The organism is Flavobacterium sp. UBA6195 (assembly GCF_002422095.1).
Classification (GTDB): domain Bacteria; phylum Bacteroidota; class Bacteroidia; order Flavobacteriales; family Flavobacteriaceae; genus Flavobacterium.
In genome coordinates this window covers 1-14858 of sequence record NZ_DITB01000007.1, presented here as the reverse complement: position 1 = coordinate 14858, position 14858 = coordinate 1, and the positions used below count along the sequence as shown (strand labels likewise).

Below are 14858 nucleotides of genomic sequence, written 5' to 3'. Positions count from 1 at the left end.
GTGCAAACTTTTTTCCGTTTTTCAAAAAGAGATTGGGCTTTAGTTATGTCAGCATTTATAATTGGCGTAGTTTTGCCAATGATTATTGAAAGCGAAATTTGGAACCGATAATGAAGAAAGAAAAAAGAGAAAAATACGATAAAGCTTATTTACGAATTGCCAAAGAATGGGGGAATTTATCCTATTGCCAAAGAAAAAAAGTAGGCGCAATTATCGTTAAAGATAAAATGATTATTTCCGATGGATATAACGGAACACCATCTGGTTTTGAAAATTGTTGCGAAGACGAAGATAATGTTACCAAATGGTACGTATTGCATGCTGAAGCGAATGCCATTTTAAAAGTGGCACGTTCTACGCAATCGTGCGAAGATGCAACATTATACATTACCCTTTCACCTTGTAAAGATTGTAGTAAATTAATTCATCAATCGGGAATAAAAAGAGTGGTGTATCATCAAGAATATAAAGATACTTCAGGTGTTGATTTCTTAAGAAAAGCAGGTGTTGAGGTCGAATTAATTGAAGATTTGAGTTAAAATGAGAATGAACAAAGTATATTTTCCAATAATAATCGCAGTAGCTGTTGCGGTGGGTTTGTTATTGGGAAGTAAACTCAATCCTTCTACAGAAACGGCTTTTTTAAACCGAAACGCCAATAAAAATAAGCTCAACAAACTCATCGATTTCATCGAAAAAGAATACGTTGATAGTTTGAATACCGATTCGATAGTCGATTTAACGGTTAACGGAATTCTCGAAAAATTGGATCCTCATTCGGTTTATATTCCTAAAAGTCAACTAGAGGCGGTCGAACAAGAAATGCGAGGCAATTTTGTGGGAATTGGAATTAATTTTTACATGTATAATGATTCCTTAGCTGTTATAAAGCCCATTGCGAACGGTCCTTCAGAAAAAGCCGGTTTGAAATCGGGCGACCGAATTCTTTTCGCCGATAAATTACAATTGTACAACAAAAAATTAGAAACCGATTCGTTATTTTCCATCTTAAAAGGCGAACAAGGTTCTAATGTAAAACTAACCGTTTACCGAAAATCCGAAAAAAAGAAATTCGCCGTAAACGTTACTCGCGACGTTATTCCAATCAAAAGTGTAGATGTTTGGCAAATGGTCGATAAAACTACGGGTTATATCAAAATCAATCGCTTTGCAGAAAAAACTTACGACGAATTTTTATCGGGTTTAACCCAATTGAAAAAAGAAGGTGCAAATCATATTATTATTGATTTAAGAGATAATGGCGGTGGCTATTTAGAATCAGCCGTTGCAATTGCGGATGAATTCTTGAAAAACAAAGAGTTAATAGTTAAAACGAAAAACAAAAAAGATAAAATCGAAAGCACGTTAGCCACTGAAAAAGGGATTTTTGAAACCGGTAAAGTCAGTGTTTTAATCAATGAAAATAGTGCTTCAGCAAGCGAAATTTTAGCTGGAGCGATTCAAGATAACGACAGAGGTTTGGTTTACGGAAGACGTTCTTTCGGAAAAGGATTAGTTCAACGCGAAATGCCATTAGGTGACGGTTCGGCTGTACGATTAACTATTGCCAGATATTACACACCATCAGGACGTTCAATTCAGAAACCGTATGAAGATAAAGGAGAAAACTATTTCAATGAATTCGACAAGCGCTTCGAAAGTGGTGAATTGTACGAAAAAGATAAAGCCAAAATTGCAGATAGTCTAAAATTCAAAACTAAGAAAGGTCGCATCGTCTATGGCGGTGGCGGAATTATGCCTGATATTTTTGTTCCATTAGAAGATTCGCACGGAGCTGAAGGTTTAACGATGTTGATGCAATCAGGATTAGTGAATTACTTTGTCTTTGAGCAATTGGATCAAAATCGTAAAAAGTTTGAAAAAATCTCGATGAAAGCCTTGGAAAAAGAATTGCGTTCTGGAAATTATTTTAATGATTTCAAGACTTACATGGCTAAAGGCGGTTTGCTTTTCAATTTAGAGAATCAAAAAGAAAAAGTGTTATTCTATCTTCAAGCAGAATTTGTACGCCAACTTTTTAATGAAAACGCATATTACCAATTGATTTTAAAGAAAGACAATATGGTGAATAAGGTGTTGCGTAAGTAAAATGTCTTTAAAATGAGTAGAAGAGATAAATTATTCGATTTACCAATTTATAAAAAAGCCGAATTAATTTTAGATTTGGTCAATAGTCTTTTAAATACCATTAGTGAAGAAGATGAGTATTTGAATGCCACAAAATATATGATGCGAGATGATGCTGCGATAATTTGTGCTAAAATTGCGGGTGCTGAAGGCGGAGATATGTACAGCATACGAATGCAAAATGCGGCTATCATTAGAGATCATGCGATGCATTTATATGTTCAAGTAGGAAGTTTGCGATTTCACGATTCTTTTAAAGATACCGATTATGTTACGTTGATTAGAAAAGAAATTGATGAATTCAGAGAATTATTTATCAATTGGGTAGCTAACTTTGATAAGAGTAATTATTATTGGGACGAATGGGAATTGTTCAATCCACCAGGAGCTATTCCACCTGATCCAAATGCATATCAAGATCCAATTAACTGGGATGATTTTTTAGAAGGAATGAATTTTGATGATGAAGAAGATGATTCAGAAGAATAAAAAGCTATTTTCCCAAAGCATCATGCACCTGCACCGGATTTCCGTTATTCCATAACGTTAAAATATCCGTGGCTACAGCAGCGCCACTTCCAGCGGCAATGCTTAATTGACTTCTATGTCCAGCTAAAACTCCAGCGGCATAAATACCTTCGGTAACCAAATGGTCGGTGTTTTTTAATTGGATTCTGTTTTTTTCGGGAGCTGCTTTTTGATGTGGCATTACAAACGATTCCAAACCTTCAATCGTAAAAGGATTTCCTGCACCAATAGCAATCACTACAATTTTGCTTTGAAGCGAAGATTTGTTAGTAGTAACTGTGAAATTTCCTGCTTCACCAGAAATGGAAAGTACTTTTTCGCCATGAATTTGTTGTACGTGTGGATAAGATTGGGTCAAATGTTCCAAACTTTCTTCTAACAATTCACCGCCTAATTTCCCAGCAGGAATTCCGTAAGCGTTATTAAAAATTGCGTTTTGTAACGAAGAGGCTTTTTGGTGCGCCACAATCGCAATCTTTTTATCCATTGCAAACGGTTTGTTTTGAGCCGAACCCAAAATCAAAGCACACGAAACGCCCGAAACTCCAGCGCCATTAATTAAAACGTCTACCATTATTGTTTGGTTTTTTCTTCAATCATTTTTGAAAAACGCAATAATACTAATAATAGGATAGCGCAAATTCCAGCGACAACACCAATAATAGCAATCGTGCTATTTCCTTCAAACGGATTGCTGTAATCTATTTGAAAAAGATTAAAAACAATTAAAACTAAAGCGATGGCAACTGCCACATAAGTAAAAATTTTCATTTTGTATATTCTCTAAATAAATAATCCTTTAACATTCGCGGCGAATAATTTTACAGCAATCGCTAATAAAACCACGCCAAATATTTTGCGAATCACGCCTAAACCATTCGTGCCAAGTATTTTTTCAATTTTACCTGACGATTTCAAAACACCATAAACCACAATTACATTAATTAAAATCGCAATAATAATGTTGATTTTATCATAAGCAGCACGTAATGATAATATCGTTGTCATCGTTCCAGCTCCAGCAATTAATGGAAACGCAATTGGAACAATGGAAGCCGTGCTTGGATTGTCTTCTTTGTATAATCGAATGCCTAAAATCATTTCTAAGGCAAGGAAAAACAAGACAAACGAACCCGCAACTGCAAATGAATTTGCATCAATACCAATTAATTTTAGTATTTCTTCACCAACAAATAAAAAGGCAATCATAATCACCGCCGCAACAATTGTCGCTTTTTCCGATTGAATGTGGCCCATTTTACTGCGTAAATCCACAATAATAGGAATACTTCCTACAATGTCAATCACAGCAAATAAAATCATGCTGATGGTAAAAATGTCTTTCCAATTGATTCCTAGTTCCATAAAACGCTGAATATTTGTGCAAATATAAGGATATTGAATAAAGAACGTTTCTAATTTAACGATACATTATCAATTACAAGGGCAAAAACCAAGGACAAGTTCAAATTCAAGTAATGTGTAGATTTAAACGCAAAGAAGCAAAGGTTTTACGCAAAGTTCGCCAAGAAGAAAGTGAGGCGTCTCGGTGGATCTCTTTTCAACACAATCAAAATCAAAAAAAAAAAACTCGGTGTAGCTCTGTGTAAATTTAAACGCAAAGAAGCAAAGGTTTTTCGCAAAGAGCGCCAAGAAGAAAGTGAATCGTCTCGGTGTAACTCTTTTCAACGCAATCAAAATCAAAAATGCTCTGTGTAGCTCTGTGTAAATTTAAACGCAAAGAGCGCAAAGTTTTTTCGCAAGGTTCGCAAAGGAAAAAAGCAAAATGTCTCGGTGTGTCTCTAATCAACGCAATCAAAATCAAAAAAAAATTCGGTGAATCTCTGTGTAAAAAAACACAAAGAGCGCCAAGTTTTTTAGCAAACCACAAAAGAACTCTGTGAAACTTTGTGCAAAACTTCGAGAGACTTTGTGTTGCAAAAAGTCCGTCATCATTCGCGCTTCGCAGAACCTGTGTCATCCGCGTGCCAATATCAAGTTTAATTTAAAATCCAAAATCTAAATTCAAAATCGTATCTTTGCACTTTAAAATAAGCCCAATATGTTTCAGTTAAACAAAACCATCGTTTCCGAAGAAATCTTAGAAAAAGAATTCGTTTGCAATTTGTCTGCTTGTCAAGGTGCTTGTTGTGTGGATGGCGATGCGGGTGCTCCTTTAGATGAGGAAGAAACCAAAATTTTAGCTGAAATTTTTCCAAAAGTGAAACCCTTTCTTCGTCCAGAAGGAATTAAAGCCATTGAAGAACAAGGAACACACGTAGTTTCTGATTTTGGTGAATTAGAAACACCACTTATTGATGGAAAAGACTGCGCCTACGTAATTTTTGACGGTAAAACAGCACTTTGCGGAATTGAGCAAGCTTACAATCAAGGAATTGTAGATTGGAAAAAACCTGTTTCTTGTCATTTATATCCTATCCGAATCAAAGAATATTCTGATTTCGCAGCTGTGAATTATCACAAATGGCATATTTGTTCTGACGCTTGCGCTTTAGGCGAAGAGTTAGGTGTTCCGGTGTACCAATTTGTGAAAGAAGCATTAGTTAGAAAATTCGGTCAACAATGGTTTGACGAATTAGATAATGTAGCTAAAGAGTTGAAAAAATAATCCCATTTTATCCTTTAAAAAACACTCGTGAGTTGCTTATTTTTCAGTTGCTTACAAGGTTTTAACAGTTGTTTTATTGGTTTTTAACTATTTGATTATCAAGAATTTAAAAACATATATTAATTTACTGACATTTATCAGCTTTGTTAAAAACTTACTCTAATTGTGAATAAGTTTGCCTTTCATTTTTCATTTCAAATGACAAACTTTGTAATCCCCAAATAAGTCAATTTAACCAATCATTAACATTTTTAAAATCAAATAGCTATGTCTATCGTGGAACCTATTTTGCAAGAAAACAAAGATCGATTTGTAATTTTTCCTATCAAACACCAAGATATTTGGGAATGGTATAAAAAACAAGAAGCATGTATTTGGACAGCTGAAGAAATTGATTTGCATCAAGATTTGACTGATTGGAATAACAAATTAAATGAGGATGAGAAATATTTCATCAAACATATTTTAGCATTCTTCGCAGCATCGGATGGAATTGTAAACGAAAATTTAGCGGAAAATTTCGTTAACGAAGTACAATATCCAGAAGCTAAGTTTTTCTATGGTTTCCAAATTATGATGGAAAACATTCACAGCGAAACGTATTCGTTATTAATTGATACGTATGTGAAAGACGAAGCAGAGAAAAATCAATTATTCCATGCAATTGAAGTGTTTCCTGCGATTAAAGAAAAAGCACAATGGGCATTGCGTTGGATTGAATCGGATTCGTTTGCTGAACGATTAATTGCTTTCGCAGCAGTAGAAGGAATTTTCTTCTCAGGTTCGTTCTGTTCGATTTACTGGTTGAAAAAACGTGGATTAATGCCAGGATTAACCTTCTCAAACGAATTAATTTCTCGTGATGAAGGAATGCATTGTGATTTTGCGGTTCATTTACACACGCATCATGTGGTAAATAAAGTTCCAAAAGAAAGAATCACAGAAATTATCGTAGATGCTTTAAATATTGAAAGAAAATTCATTACGGAATCTCTTCCAGTTAGTTTGATTGGAATGAACGCAACTTTAATGACGCAATATTTAGAATTCGTAACGGATAGATTATTGGTAGAATTAGGATGTGATAGAGTGTACAACTCATCTAACCCATTCGATTTTATGGATATGATTTCGTTACAAGGAAAAACGAATTTCTTTGAAAAGCGAGTAGCGGAATATCAAAAAGCAGGCGTTATGAATTCAGATGCGGATTCCAATAAAATTAGTTTCGACGCTGATTTTTAATAATAAATAAAATATAGAGCGCTATAAAATGTCGGGAGACTTGCGCTTAAATCAATAAATACTAACCGAAAGCAGGGAAGGGATTGTCTGTTTTCAAAAACTAAAAAGCTTATGTATGTAGTAAAAAGAGATGGCCATAAGGAGCCAGTAATGTTTGACAAAATCACAGATAGAATTAAAAAGCTATGTTATGGATTAAATGACATGGTAGATGCTGTAAAAGTGGCAATGCGTGTAATTGAAGGTTTATACGATGGAGTTACCACATCTGAATTAGATAATTTAGCAGCAGAAACCGCAGCTTCCATGACGGTAACCCACCCAGATTATGCTCAATTAGCGGCTCGTATTGCAATTTCTAATCTACACAAAAATACCAACAAATCATTCTCGGAAACGATGAGTGAGATGTATCACTATGTAAACCCAAGAACCAATCAAAAAGCGCCATTGATTTCTGATGAGGTTTACGAAGTTATTCAAGCAAATGCAGAATTTTTAAATTCTCACATCATATACAACCGTGATTTTAATTACGATTACTTTGGTTTCAAAACTTTAGAACGTTCGTATTTATTAAGAATCAACGGAAAAATCGTAGAACGTCCACAACACATGTTAATGCGTGTTTCGGTTGGAATTCACTTAAACGACTTAGAAGCGGTAATTGAAACTTACGAATTAATGTCGAAAAAGTTCTTTACACACGCTACTCCAACATTATTCAACGCTGGAACTCCAAAACCTCAAATGTCATCTTGTTTCTTATTAACGATGCAAGATGATAGTATTGATGGTATTTACGATACCTTAAAACAAACGGCTAAAATTTCGCAATCAGCGGGAGGAATTGGTTTAGCTATTCATAACGTTAGAGCAACAGGTTCGTATATCCGTGGAACAAACGGAACTTCAAACGGAATTGTTCCTATGTTACGTGTTTTCAATGATACTGCTCGTTACGTAGATCAAGGTGGAGGAAAACGTAAAGGAAGTTTCGCTATTTATTTAGAAACGTGGCATGCAGATATTTTCGAATTCCTAGATTTGAAAAAGAACACCGGAAAAGAAGAAATGCGTGCAAGAGACTTGTTCTTCGCTATGTGGACTTCTGATTTATTCATGAAACGTGTAGAAGCGGATTCTACTTGGACGTTAATGTGTCCAAACGAATGTCCAGGTTTAGATAACGTTTATGGAGAAGAGTTTGAAGCATTATATACTTCATATGAAGCACAAGGAAAAGGTAGAAAAACAATTCGTGCAAGAGAGCTTTGGGAAAAAATCTTAGAATCTCAAATCGAAACGGGAACACCATATATGTTGTACAAAGATGCAGCGAACAGAAAATCGAACCAAAAGAATTTAGGAACGATTCGTTCTTCTAATTTATGTACGGAGATTTTAGAATATACGTCTCCAGATGAAATCGCGGTTTGTAACTTAGCATCGATTTCATTACCAATGTTTGTTGAAAATGGAGCATTTAATCACGAATTATTATACAACGTAACAAAACGTGTAACGCGCAACTTAAACAGAGTAATTGACAGAAATTACTATCCAGTAAAAGAAGCAGAAAATTCAAACATGCGCCACCGTCCAGTTGGATTAGGAGTGCAAGGTTTGGCTGATGCTTTCATTATGTTGAGAATGCCGTTTACAAGTGATGAAGCTAAAAAATTAAATCAAGAAATTTTCGAAACTTTATATTTTGCTGCTGTAACTGCCTCTATGGAAATGGCTAAAGAAGAAGGGCCGTATTCGTCTTACGAAGGTTCTCCAATTTCAAAAGGAGAATTTCAACACAACCTTTGGGGCTTAAAAGATGAAGAACTTTCTGGTCGTTGGGATTGGGCAAGTTTAAGAAAAGAAGTAATGGCAAACGGAGTTAGAAACTCATTGTTAGTTGCACCAATGCCAACGGCTTCAACGTCTCAAATTTTAGGGAATAACGAAGCTTTCGAACCGTATACTTCAAATATTTATACAAGAAGAGTGCTTTCTGGAGAGTTCATCGTGGTAAACAAACACTTATTGAACGATTTAGTAGAAAGAGGTTTGTGGAACGAAACATTGAAGCAAGAAATCATGCGTCACAATGGTTCAGTACAACATATTGAAAGAATTCCTGCAGATTTAAAAGAATTGTACAAAACCGTTTGGGAAATGTCGATGAAAGATATTATCGATATGTCGCGTCAAAGAGGTTATTTTATTGACCAATCGCAATCGTTGAACTTGTTTATGCAAGATGCTACGTATGCGAAATTGACTTCGATGCACTTCTACGCTTGGAAATCAGGTTTGAAAACCGGAATGTACTATTTAAGAACAAAAGCTGCGGTGGATGCGATTAAGTTCACTTTAAACAACGACAAAAAAGAAGCCCCAATTGAGGTGAAAGAACAACATGTTGAAGTGAAAAAAGTGGAAGCTATTGCTGTTTTAGAAGAACCAGCAGAAATGTCAGCTGAAGAATACAGAGCCATGATTGAAAGAGCCAGAAATTCTGGCCCGGAAGAATGTGAAATGTGTGGTTCTTAATTAAATAAAAGAACATAGATAATAGAATAAAGAAAGCAGTTGTTCGCTAAGGTGAATGGCTGTTTTTGTTTTAAATAATTACAATCCAATTCGTACATTTGAAAAAAATAGAATTATGTCAAAAGATAAAAAGGGAATTTATACCGGAATCATAGAAAAAGACGCAGATGGGAATTATTTCTGCGGTGAATATTTGTTGGATTACCAATACACCGAGAAAAATTTCAAAGTAGGAGACGAAATCAACATCAAATCGGTTATCGTAAATCCGAGTGATAAAAGTTACAATCAGTATCCTAAAAAATCGAGAAATTTCTTTTTAGCAAATGAAAAAGAATAGTTCTAAAATCAAAAATCCGCAATCTTCAATCTAGAATCTTATGATGCAGTGGGAACAATTATTGTCTTTAAAAAGACAAGGCGACACCAGCAAACGTTTACGTAAAGAGCAAGACGACACCCGTTTAGGCTTTGAAGTCGATTATGACCGAATTATTTTTTCTGCCGCTTTTAGAAGTCTGCAAGATAAAACACAGGTAATTCCACTTTCAAAAACTGATTTCGTTCACAACCGACTAACGCATAGTTTGGAGGTTTCTGTTGTTGGTCGTTCTTTGGGACGTTTGGTTGGTAAGCAAATCATTGCAAAATATCCACACTTACAAGAAGTGCATGGTTATCAAGCTAATGATTTTGGTGCTATTGTGGCGGCTGCAGCATTATCTCATGATATTGGAAATCCACCTTTTGGGCATTCGGGAGAAAAAGCCATTGGCGAATATTTCAAAACCGGAAACGGATTGCAATACAAAGATCAATTAACCGAAAAGCAGTGGCAAGATTTAATCGATTTTGAAGGAAATGCTAATGGTTTTTCAGTATTAGCCTCTTCTCGGGAAGGAATTGAAGGCGGTTTGCGTATTTCGTATGCTACTTTGGGTGCTTTTATGAAATATCCAAAAGAAAGTTTGCCTAAAAAACCATCACAAAAAATATGTGATAAAAAATACGGTTTCTTTCAGCAAGACAAAGAATTCTTTGTTGAGGTTGCCAATGAATTAGGATTGATTTCGAATAAATCAGGAAATGATATTGGTTTTGAACGTCATCCGTTAGCGTATTTAGTAGAAGCAGCTGATGATATTTGTTACACGATTATCGATTTTGAAGATGGTATTAATTTAGGTTTAATTCCGGAAGAATATGCGTTAGAATATTTAATTAAATTAGTTAAAAACGGAATCGATACCAAAAAATACAACGAACTCATTACTAAGGAAGATCGAATTAGTTACTTGCGCGCCTTAGCTATTGGAAGTTTAATCAACGATGCTGTAGCAGTTTTTATGGAAAACGAGCAAGCTATTTTGGCTGGAGAATTTCCATTTGCCTTGATGGATAAAAGTCAGTACAAAGCCCAAATGAATGATATCATCCAAATTAGTATTAAAAATGTCTATCAGAGTAGAGATGTAATTCAGAAAGAAGTAATGGGTTACAAAATCATTAATAGTTTACTTGATGGTTTTTGCACGGCTTACAATAAAAAAGTAAGTGGAACAGCTTCAAATTATGATGAATTATTGCTTAAATTACTACCTGAGCGTTTTCAATTTCAAAAAGAAAATTTATATGATCGTTTGTTGCACATTTGTCACTTTGTCTCATTATTAACGGATGGTAAAGCTTTTGAATTATATAAGACAATTCAGGCTAACAAAAGTTAAAAACACAAAATAAATACTAAAAAATTTTTGAATTTCACGTAAAATGTTAATTTTGTTCAAATTATAAATTAACCTCATATACCATGAAAAAACTATTACTATTAATTGTGGTTACAATTTTCTGTGTTTCGTTTGCTTTTTCTCAAGAAAAAGGCGTTACTAATGCTCACGAAAAATCTGAAAAAGTAATTAACAAGAAAACTGTTTCTGACAATTCTAAAGTTTCAAAAGAGATATTAGAATTAAGAAAAAAGCATGATGAATTTTTAAAGAACAGTAAAGTTAGAAAGACTTTTCATATCTCTAAACAAGAGAGAAAAGCATTAGGTCTTCCTCCGGATAAGTTTAATGAGCAAGAATGGTTGCTTTCTATGAATCCTTCATTAGGCACTCCAACTCCAGAGAAATTAGAAATAATTAGAGAGTCTTTGAAGCAAGAAAGATTTGCCGCTTTGCAAAATGGTAGAGTTCCAGGAGATGCAAATGATAATTTATGGATTGAAAGAGGTCCTAACAATGTAGGTGGAAGAACAAGAGCTATAATGTTTGATCCTACAGATTTAACTTATAATACAGTTATTGCTGGTGGTGTTAGTGGTGGTTTGTGGAAAAACACTAATATCAGTAGTTCATTATCTTCTTGGACTAGATTAAACTTACCAGAGAATTTAAATGTCCAATGTATATATGCTGATCCAAATAATAATAATGTTTGGTATGTAGGTACTGGAGAATCTTATGTTTTTGGTGATGTTAATGGAAATGGATTATGGAAAACTTCTGATGCTGGAGCAACTTGGTCTAGAGTTTTAGGAGGAATAACGGGGAATACAATTCAACAAAATGTTTCAAATTTAACAATTAATTCTCCATCGAATGTTGCGGGTAATTATGTTTCAATTCAAGCAAGTTTTGGTCCTGAAATTACAAGTATAATTACCGCTCCTATTGTAATTATGAATGATGGAACTGCTCCTACTGAAGATGGTTGTACCGCAATGCCAGCGGGTTCATTGACTGGTAAAATTGTTTTAATTCGAAGAGGTACATGTAATTTCGTAGATAAAGTTTCAGCTGCTGAATCTGCAGGGGCATTGGCTGTAATCATGATGAACAATGTTACAGGTGGGCCAATTACAATGGGTGGTACTGATACAGGTGTAGGAATTCCATCTATAATGATTTCTAAAGAAGATGGTGATTTATTGATGGCTAATTTAACTGATTTGAATGGGACATTAAAGCCTATTATGCCAGGGGAGTTTACAGGTAATCTTGTTCCAGGGATTCAGTTTATAAATGATGTTGTTGTTAAGAATAATGGAGGTGTTTCTGAAATATATGCTGCTGTAGGTGATGGATATTATTCTGAAGCTAGAAGTAACACTTTTATGGGGTCTACAAATTACGGTTTATATAAATCTACTAATGGAGGCTCTACTTGGACAAGATTAAGTTTGCCTGTTACAGCAACAGGTAATGAAACATGTCCAAATGATATAGAAATAGGTGCTGATGGAAAAATATGGGTGTCTTCTACTAATAGTTGGACATTTGGCGATGGTGGTGGAAAAGTTTTTATGTCTTCTGACAATGGAGCTACATTTGATTTGAAACACACTATCACTGGTAATGGAGGTGGACAACGTGTAGAAATTGAAACTTCTAACACTAATGCAAATAAAGTATACATACTTACAGAGCTTGGCCAGGCAGATAGTAATAATCCTACAATTGAAGTTAAATTGGAAGTTACAAATGATGCATTTGCTACTGCTCCAACAGTATTAGCTTTACCGACTGGTAATGAGTCTAGAGAAATAACTTATGGTTTTACAGGAGCACAAGCTTTTTACGATTTAATGATTGAATCAGACCCAACAAATGATCAAATTTTATATGTTGGTGGAATTGATTTATATAGATCTGCTAACGGTGGGACAACAACAGGTGGATGGGTAACTATTTCAAACTGGACTTCAGATGTTCACGCTGATCAGCATGCTATGGTTTTTAAACCAGGGAATTCTAATGTTGCTATATTTGGAAACGATGGTGGTGTTTATTATTCAGGAAGTTTGTCTACTACTGGAACTCCTGCAGTAGCAAGAAATAATGGATTCAACGTTACTCAATTTGTAGGGGTTGCTGTTTTACCTAAAGGAATTTCGGGTATGTCTGGTGACTTCTTCTTAGCAGGAGCTCAAGATAATGGGTCTAATTATTTTCCTTCAACTAGAAGTACAACAACTGGATTAACAGGAGTTGGTGCAAGTGTCGAAATTCAAGGAGGTGATGGTGGTAAACCTTTGTTCAAACAAAATGCTACAACAGCTGCTAGTGCATATTATGTGACTAATTATGTTTACAATGATAATACTAATGTTAGAAATTTAGATGGTACATTAAAAAAATCCTTAAGTAGTGGAGCTAATTTAGGACTTTTCTATCCTGCTTTTGCATTGGATTCTACAAATGACATTATTTATTCTGATGGAACAAATTCTACTTTAGCAACACCTTATATTGTTAGAAGATATTCTAATTATTTAGGAGCAAGTAATCCAACTCGTACTAATTTAACGAATGCTTTATTAACAACTTATCCAACAGCATTAACAGTAGGTAAAGTAACTCCAACAACACTATATGTTGGAACAATGAACGGTAAGTTATTGAAAATTGTTAATGCAAATGGTCTTGGTGCTACGTGGTTTGATATTACGGGTTCATCATTTGTTGGAAGTATTTCAGACGTAGAGTTTGGTTCTAATGACAGTCAAATTTTTGTAACTATGCACAACTACGGTGTCGTAAATGTATGGTATTCTTCAGATGCAGGTGTAACTTGGAATAGTATTGAAGGAAATTTACCTGATTTACCTGTAAAAGCTATAGTTCAAAATCCATTAAAAACAGACGAATTGTTAATTGGAACTGAATTAGGTGTTTGGTATGCAACAGGGTTTAACCCAGCTGGTACGTCTGCTCAATCTTTACAATGGAGACAAGCTTACAACGGAATGAGTAATGTTAAAGTTACGGATTTGGATTTACAGCCTAATTCACCAACAGCACCAACCGCTTATAATGTTTTCGCTGCTACTTATGGTAGAGGTGTATTCTCTGGTACATTGACAAATGCCGTTCTTTCTAATGAAGATATTGCACTGTCTAAAGGAATAAAGGTATACCCTAATCCTTCTAACGGTATTGTTAATGTTGCAATAGCTAATTATATTGGAGAATTAACAATACAAGTTTATGATATTAACGGAAGAAAAGTTGTTGAAACATCAAGTGATTTTACAGGTGAAAAATCATTAAACTTAAACGGTTTGCATAGTGGAGTATATGCTGTAAATATTGAAGGTTCTGATTTTTCTTATTCTACAAAAATTATTAAAGAATAATTTACTTTATATCTAATAAAAAAAGGCTTCAGAAATGAAGCCTTTTTTTATTACATAAAGTTTTATTTTAGAATGAATAGGTAACTCCTATTCCTAATAATTGTTTTAACTGAACCTTTGGCCCTTTTATTATTTGCTCCCCATTTTTTTCTTCTTTAGATTTTATGTCATCGTCATAAACAAGATGAGTTCCAATATTTGCTTTTACATATTGATTTACTGTCATATCTAATTGTAATTGCCAATCTACATCAACATTTCCAAAATTATTGATATAGTCTGTGTAAAGAGAAATTCTATGTTCAAAATTAATATTTTTATAAACCTCTTTTTTCCATTGATTTGTAATTAGAATACCCGTTTCATTTCTGATGTTTTTACCTTCACGAATCAAATTACCAAGCTCATCATAAATGGCTTTTTCAACACCAAAAGCTCCTTGATTTGCTAATCTCTGATCAAAAACCAATGTTGTTTTTTGTGTTAATGGAGACAAATAAAGCGTTAAATTCAAATCTTTTCTAGAATATTCTGCTCCAACCCCAAGGAAAGTATATGCTGGCGCAAATGGTTTTGAAATAGCTAAGCTTGTATTTGGATAAGCATATCCATTAGCAAATT

The 14858-nt window shown here is 34.4% G+C and carries 12 protein-coding genes and 2 pseudogenes; 10 read left to right on the top strand and 4 right to left on the bottom strand.

All coding sequences use genetic code 11. From position 1 onward, the window contains the following. The 4 genes and pseudogenes from B4I81_RS00425 to B4I81_RS00410 form a co-directional block, all read left to right on the top strand. Positions 1-111: pseudogene (locus tag B4I81_RS00425) on the top strand (HupE/UreJ family protein); the annotation flags it as partial. Beyond that, the gene (locus B4I81_RS00420; RefSeq protein WP_291106253.1) at positions 111-539 is read left to right on the top strand and encodes a deoxycytidylate deaminase; all 429 of its coding nucleotides are present in this window, start codon (positions 111-113) and stop codon (positions 537-539) included. The pseudogene B4I81_RS00425 and the gene B4I81_RS00420, both read left to right, overlap by 1 nt. A gap of 1 nt (position 540) precedes the next feature. Next, the gene (locus B4I81_RS00415; RefSeq protein ID WP_291106251.1) at positions 541-2109 is read left to right on the top strand and encodes a S41 family peptidase; all 1569 of its coding nucleotides are present in this window, start codon (positions 541-543) and stop codon (positions 2107-2109) included. A gap of 12 nt (positions 2110-2121) precedes the next feature. After that, the gene (locus B4I81_RS00410; RefSeq protein ID WP_291106248.1) at positions 2122-2637 is read left to right on the top strand and encodes a hypothetical protein; all 516 of its coding nucleotides are present in this window, start codon (positions 2122-2124) and stop codon (positions 2635-2637) included. 4 nt (positions 2638-2641) lie between these two features. Here the strand turns inward: B4I81_RS00410 and B4I81_RS00405 are convergent, their stop codons facing one another. The 3 genes from B4I81_RS00405 to B4I81_RS00395 are packed head-to-tail and all read right to left on the bottom strand — an operon-like array spanning position 2642 to position 4041. Next, positions 2642-3250, bottom strand: coding sequence for an FAD-dependent oxidoreductase (locus B4I81_RS00405; protein WP_291106245.1), 609 nt, complete (start codon positions 3248-3250; stop codon positions 2642-2644). Beyond that, a complete protein-coding gene (locus B4I81_RS00400) occupies positions 3250-3447 on the bottom strand; it encodes a hypothetical protein (protein WP_231842459.1) in 198 nt (65 codons plus the stop codon). Before B4I81_RS00400 ends, B4I81_RS00405 begins: the two co-directional genes overlap by 1 nt. Positions 3448-3459: 12 nt before the next feature. Continuing rightward, positions 3460-4041 (bottom strand): MarC family protein, encoded by a 582-nt coding sequence (locus B4I81_RS00395; RefSeq protein WP_291106241.1) that lies wholly within the window; start codon positions 4039-4041, stop codon positions 3460-3462. A 697-nt stretch (positions 4042-4738) separates the two neighbouring features. Here B4I81_RS00395 and B4I81_RS00390 point away from each other — a divergent pair. From B4I81_RS00390 to B4I81_RS00365, 6 genes are all read left to right on the top strand, one after another. After that, positions 4739-5305 carry a DUF3109 family protein gene (locus B4I81_RS00390; protein WP_291106239.1) on the top strand — a complete coding sequence of 189 codons (567 nt, stop codon included), beginning with the start codon at positions 4739-4741 and terminating at the stop codon, positions 5303-5305. A gap of 267 nt (positions 5306-5572) precedes the next feature. Then, positions 5573-6550 carry a ribonucleotide-diphosphate reductase subunit beta gene (locus B4I81_RS00385; RefSeq protein ID WP_291106236.1) on the top strand — a complete coding sequence of 326 codons (978 nt, stop codon included), beginning with the start codon at positions 5573-5575 and terminating at the stop codon, positions 6548-6550. A gap of 111 nt (positions 6551-6661) precedes the next feature. Beyond that, positions 6662-9097, top strand: a complete 2436-nt coding sequence (locus B4I81_RS00380) for a ribonucleoside-diphosphate reductase subunit alpha (protein WP_291106234.1) — start codon at positions 6662-6664, stop codon at positions 9095-9097. 115 nt (positions 9098-9212) lie between these two features. Further along, positions 9213-9437, top strand: coding sequence for a hypothetical protein (locus B4I81_RS00375; protein WP_250582198.1), 225 nt, complete (start codon positions 9213-9215; stop codon positions 9435-9437). A gap of 43 nt (positions 9438-9480) precedes the next feature. Next, positions 9481-10824 carry a dGTP triphosphohydrolase gene (gene dgt / locus B4I81_RS00370; RefSeq protein WP_291106256.1) on the top strand — a complete coding sequence of 448 codons (1344 nt, stop codon included), beginning with the start codon at positions 9481-9483 and terminating at the stop codon, positions 10822-10824. An 83-nt stretch (positions 10825-10907) separates the two neighbouring features. After that, positions 10908-14237 (top strand): WD40/YVTN/BNR-like repeat-containing protein, encoded by a 3330-nt coding sequence (locus B4I81_RS00365; RefSeq protein WP_291106229.1) that lies wholly within the window; start codon positions 10908-10910, stop codon positions 14235-14237. A gap of 67 nt (positions 14238-14304) precedes the next feature. On the opposite strand, the pseudogene B4I81_RS00360 reads toward B4I81_RS00365, so the two are convergent. Next, positions 14305-14858, bottom strand: a pseudogene (locus tag B4I81_RS00360) (hypothetical protein); the annotation flags it as partial.

What these genes read in the sequence shown, in the direction of transcription:
- B4I81_RS00420 (WP_291106253.1), top strand. Translation starts at nt 111, where the DNA reads ATGAAGAAAGAAAAAAGAGAAAAATACGATAAAGCTTATTTACGAATT.
- B4I81_RS00415 (WP_291106251.1), top strand. Translation starts at nt 541, where the DNA reads ATGAGAATGAACAAAGTATATTTTCCAATAATAATCGCAGTAGCTGTT.
- B4I81_RS00410 (WP_291106248.1), top strand. Translation starts at nt 2,122, where the DNA reads ATGAGTAGAAGAGATAAATTATTCGATTTACCAATTTATAAAAAAGCC.
- B4I81_RS00405 (WP_291106245.1), bottom strand. Translation starts at nt 3,250, where the DNA reads ATGGTAGACGTTTTAATTAATGGCGCTGGAGTTTCGGGCGTTTCGTGT.
- B4I81_RS00400 (WP_231842459.1), bottom strand. Translation starts at nt 3,447, where the DNA reads ATGAAAATTTTTACTTATGTGGCAGTTGCCATCGCTTTAGTTTTAATT.
- B4I81_RS00395 (WP_291106241.1), bottom strand. Translation starts at nt 4,041, where the DNA reads ATGGAACTAGGAATCAATTGGAAAGACATTTTTACCATCAGCATGATT.
- B4I81_RS00390 (WP_291106239.1), top strand. Translation starts at nt 4,739, where the DNA reads ATGTTTCAGTTAAACAAAACCATCGTTTCCGAAGAAATCTTAGAAAAA.
- B4I81_RS00385 (WP_291106236.1), top strand. Translation starts at nt 5,573, where the DNA reads ATGTCTATCGTGGAACCTATTTTGCAAGAAAACAAAGATCGATTTGTA.
- B4I81_RS00380 (WP_291106234.1), top strand. Translation starts at nt 6,662, where the DNA reads ATGTATGTAGTAAAAAGAGATGGCCATAAGGAGCCAGTAATGTTTGAC.
- B4I81_RS00375 (WP_250582198.1), top strand. Translation starts at nt 9,213, where the DNA reads ATGTCAAAAGATAAAAAGGGAATTTATACCGGAATCATAGAAAAAGAC.
- dgt (WP_291106256.1), top strand. Translation starts at nt 9,481, where the DNA reads ATGCAGTGGGAACAATTATTGTCTTTAAAAAGACAAGGCGACACCAGC.
- B4I81_RS00365 (WP_291106229.1), top strand. Translation starts at nt 10,908, where the DNA reads ATGAAAAAACTATTACTATTAATTGTGGTTACAATTTTCTGTGTTTCG.